This is a genomic window from Bacillus cereus group sp. BfR-BA-01453 (genome assembly GCF_022662915.1).
Lineage (GTDB): Bacteria > Bacillota > Bacilli > Bacillales > Bacillaceae_G > Bacillus_A > Bacillus_A paranthracis.
Genome location: NZ_JAKUEN010000061.1, coordinates 1 through 218, shown reverse-complemented (window position 1 = coordinate 218; position 218 = coordinate 1). Strand labels below are relative to the sequence as shown.

Below are 218 nucleotides of genomic sequence, written 5' to 3'. Positions count from 1 at the left end.
CTTATCAATTCTCCATAGAAAGGAGGTGATCCAGCCGCACCTTCCGATACGGCTACCTTGTTACGACTTCACCCCAATCATCTGTCCCACCTTAGGCGGCTGGCTCCAAAAGGTTACCCCACCGACTTCGGGTGTTACAAACTCTCGTGGTGTGACGGGCGGTGTGTACAAGGCCCGGGAACGTATTCACCGCGGCATGCTGATCCGCGATTACTAGC

Annotated in this window: 1 rRNA gene; it reads right to left on the bottom strand. The window is 55.0% G+C overall.

From position 1 onward, the window contains the following. Window positions 1–18 precede the first annotated feature (18 nt). Window positions 19–218: ribosomal RNA gene (locus MR070_RS27025) — 16S ribosomal RNA — on the bottom strand; the annotation flags it as partial.